The organism is Mesorhizobium sp. M7A.F.Ca.CA.003.01.2.1, assembly GCF_003998945.1.
GTDB classification, from domain to species: Bacteria; Pseudomonadota; Alphaproteobacteria; order Rhizobiales; family Rhizobiaceae; genus Mesorhizobium; species Mesorhizobium ciceri.
In genome coordinates, this window is sequence record NZ_RZRA01000596.1 from 1 (window position 1) to 3,557 (window position 3,557).

A 3,557-nucleotide genomic window follows, 5' to 3' on the forward strand; every position below is an offset into this window, starting at 1 on the left:
CGGCACCGTCATCGCCCCAAATGCGGTCATCGGACAATCCTGCCAGATCGGCCGCGACGGCTATGTCGGTCCGGGCGCCAGCATCCAGTATGCCTTGATCGGCAATCGCGTCATCATTCATGGCGGCGCCAGGATAGGCCAGGATGGTTTTGGCTTCGTCGGCGGGGCCAAGGGTCCTGAGCGCGTGCCGCAGATCGGCCGTGTCGTTATCCAGGACGACGTCGAGATCGGCTCCAACACCACCGTCGATCGCGGCGCCATGTCCGATACGATCATCGGCCAGGGCACCAAGATCGACAATCTCGTGCAGATCGCCCATAACGTCCGCATCGGCCGCAATTGCATAATAGCCGGGCTTTCGGGTATTTCGGGTTCTGTGGTCGTAGGTGACAATGTCACCATGGGCGGCGGCGTCGGGCTTGCGGATCACCTGACCATTGGGACAGGGGCCAAGCTTGCCGCCAGAAGTGGATTTATGAGCAATGTCCCTGCAGGCGAGATCTGGGGCGGCTATCCGGCACAGCCAATGGCGGAAGCCATGCGGGAGATAGCCATGCTGCGCAAGCTCGCCAGGACCCGCAAACAGGGCGAGGGAGGCAATGGCTGACATGATCGCGTCGACGACGCTGGAGGCGGTCGACATTATGGGGCTGATGAAGCTCCTGCCGCACCGCTATCCGTTCCTGATGATCGATCGTATCGTCGACATCGATGGCGACGAATCCGCTGTTGGCATCAAGAACGTGACCATAAACGAGCCGCATTTTCAGGGCCATTTCCCTGAGCAGCCGGTCATGCCGGGTGTGCTCATCGTCGAGGCGATGGCGCAGACGGCCGGCGCCATCTGTATCCGCAGCCTGGGTACCGAAAAGCCGTCGCTGGTCTATTTCCTGACCATCGACAACGCCAAATTCCGCAAACCGGTGGTTCCCGGCGACCAGTTGAAGATCTATGTCAAGAAAATCAAGAAACGCGGCAACCTGCTCAAATTCGCTTGTGAAGCCATGGTCGACGGCGCCAAGGCGGCCGAGGCCGAGATTTCAGCCATGATGGTCACCAGCGACTGACGATCGAGTGCTTATGAAAATCAAGACATCCATTCATGCTTCCTCCATTGTCGAGGAAGGCGCCCAAATCGGCCAAGGTGTGCGCATCGGGCCGTTCTGCCATGTCGCTGCCGATGTGGTGATCGGCGACGACGTCGAACTGGTCAGTCATGTCTCGGTGATGGGCGCGACGTCGATCGGCGCCTCGACCAAGGTCTATCCGATGGCGACATTGGGCGCACCGCCGCAGAACACCAAGCACAAGGGCGGCCGAACCACCTTGGTCATCGGCAGGAACTGCACGATCCGCGAAGGCGTGACCATGCATCTCGGCACCGATTCCAGCCGCGGCGAGACGACGGTCGGCGACAATGGCAATTTCCTTGCCTACGCCCATATCGCCCATGATTGCGTCGTCGGCAACAATGCGACGTTCGCCAATGGCGCAACGCTGGGCGGCCACTGCGAGGTCGGCAACAATGTCTATATCGGCGGACTGACCGCAGTGCATCAGTTTGTCCGCATCGGCGACAACGCCTTTCTCGGCGGCTGCTCCGCGATCGTCGGCGATGTCATCCCCTTTGCCATAGCGGTCGGCAACCGCGCCAGCCTACGCGGCCTCAACATCATCGGCCTCAAGCGCTCCGGCCTGCCAAGGTCCGAAATCCTTGTGCTGCGCAAGGCTTACAGGATGATCTTCGATCGTTCCCGCACCGTTGGCGAGAACATCGAGTTCGCCAAGGCGGAGTTCGCGTCGTCGCCGACCGCCATGAAGATCATCGATTTCATCACCAGTCGCGGCAAGCGGCACTATGCTGTGCCGTCGCTCAAGGGCGGCGATGGCGACGATGTCGATGACGAAGACTGAGACAGCGGCAGCGCGTCTTGATCTTCCGCCGGGCTCCAGGGTCGGCATCATTGCCGGCGGCGGCAGTCTGCCGGTCGAAGTCGCGGCCGGTTCGGCTGAACAAGGCTATCCGCCCTTCGTCATCCTGATGGAAGGCGAGGTCGACCGCATCGCGGAGCTCTCCCGATACGATCACGAAAGCCTCGCTCTGGAAGGTATAGGCTCGCTGGTCCCATTGCTACGGCGGCACCGGATCACCCATCTGGTGCTTGCAGGCGAGATCAAGCGCCGGCCGCGATTGCTTGCGCTGCGCCCCAGTCTCAGCCTGCTCGCGGTAATTCCGCTGGTCGTCATGGCGCTCGCGCGTGGCGACGATGGCCTGCTGAAGGTCTTGGCGAGGGGCCTCGAAGCCCGTGGAATAAAGGTTGTGGGAGCGCATGAAATCGTGCCGAGCCTTGTCGCCGCCGAAGGCGTCCTGACCAACGCCGCGCCACAAAAGTCGGACTGGCGTGACATCGAGGCAGGCCTTGACGCAGCAAAGGCCATCGGGGCGCTGGACATCGGCCAGGCCGCGATCGCCATCGGTGGCCGGACCATTGCGCTGGAAGGCATCGAAGGAACAGCCGGATTGCTTGAGCGGGCAAAGCTTTTACGCGGCCACGGCCGTATTGCGGGCAAGACCCGCGGCGTCCTGGTCAAGTGCGCCAAGCCTGGCCAGGAACTGCGAGCGGATCTTCCGTCCATCGGCCTGCAGACGGTCGAAGCAGCGCATGCAGCCGAGCTTGCCGGGATTGCCGTCGAGGCGGGACGTTCGCTGGTTCTCGAAGGTCCTGAAACCATCGCGCGCGCCAACGCACTCGGCCTGTTCGTCATTGGCCTGCCTGCCACGACGGAGCCGCACAGTGGCTGACAGGGCATTGAAGATCGCGATTGTTGCCGGCGAGGAGTCCGGCGACCTGCTCGGCGCCGACATAGTACGCTCGCTCAGGCAGGCGGCCGGGCGCGAGGTGCAACTCGTCGGCCTCGGCGGCCGTCATTTGCAGACGCTGGGACTGGTCTCGCCATTCGATGCCGGTGAGATCGCCCTCATGGGGTTCAGTGCCGTCCTGCGCGACCTTCCGCGCCTGATGCGGCGGATCAGCCAACTGGCCAAGACCGTTGCCGACGAAAAGCCGGATTGCCTCGTCACCATTGACAGTCCGGACTTTTCGTTGCGCGTCGCCAAAAAGGTGCGTGCGGCCAACCCGTCGATTCCGATCATCCACTATGTCTGCCCGAGCGTGTGGGCGTGGCGGCCGGGCAGGGCGGTCGCGATGAAGCCCTATGTCGACCACATCCTCTGCATCCTGCCTTTCGAGGTTAAGGAGTTGGAGCGGCTCGGCGGGCCATCGGGCACCTATGTTGGGCATCGCCTGACGCACGATGCGGGCTTGCTCGCTGCAGCCAAGGCGCAGGAGTTGCCGCGCGACCTTTCTCCTGATCGGGTCAAAACCTTGCTCGTCCTGCCCGGTTCGCGGCGTGGCGAGGTACGGCGGCTGCTCGACCCGTTCGGCGAGACGGTGTCGATCCTGCGCGCGCGCGGCCACCGCTTGCGGCTGCTGCTGCCGACCGTCCCGCATGTCGCCGACCTCGTCAAATCTTCCGTCAACCGCTGGGATGAAAAG

Annotated in this window: 4 protein-coding genes and 1 pseudogene; all 5 read left to right on the forward strand. The window is 62.9% G+C overall.

Going from position 1 to position 3,557, the window contains the following annotated elements:
• The coding region (gene lpxD, locus EN969_RS21830; protein WP_127419383.1) for a UDP-3-O-(3-hydroxymyristoyl)glucosamine N-acyltransferase at positions 1–607 on the forward strand (607 nt) is incomplete at its 5' end.
• Entirely contained in the window at positions 600–1,067 is a 468-nt protein-coding gene (gene fabZ / locus EN969_RS21835; protein ID WP_027036657.1) for a 3-hydroxyacyl-ACP dehydratase FabZ, read from the forward strand. The genes lpxD and fabZ, both read left to right, overlap by 8 nt.
• A gap of 13 nt (positions 1,068–1,080) precedes the next feature.
• On the forward strand, positions 1,081–1,914 hold the full coding sequence (lpxA, locus tag EN969_RS21840; protein WP_063167971.1) for an acyl-ACP--UDP-N-acetylglucosamine O-acyltransferase: 834 nt from the start codon (positions 1,081–1,083) through the stop codon (positions 1,912–1,914).
• A complete protein-coding gene (locus tag EN969_RS21845) occupies positions 1,886–2,803 on the forward strand; it encodes an LpxI family protein (RefSeq protein ID WP_063170233.1) in 918 nt (305 codons plus the stop codon). The genes lpxA and EN969_RS21845 overlap by 29 nt, the downstream gene beginning before the upstream one ends.
• A pseudogene (locus EN969_RS21850) lies at positions 2,796–3,557 on the forward strand (lipid-A-disaccharide synthase); the annotation flags it as partial. The gene EN969_RS21845 and the pseudogene EN969_RS21850, both read left to right, overlap by 8 nt.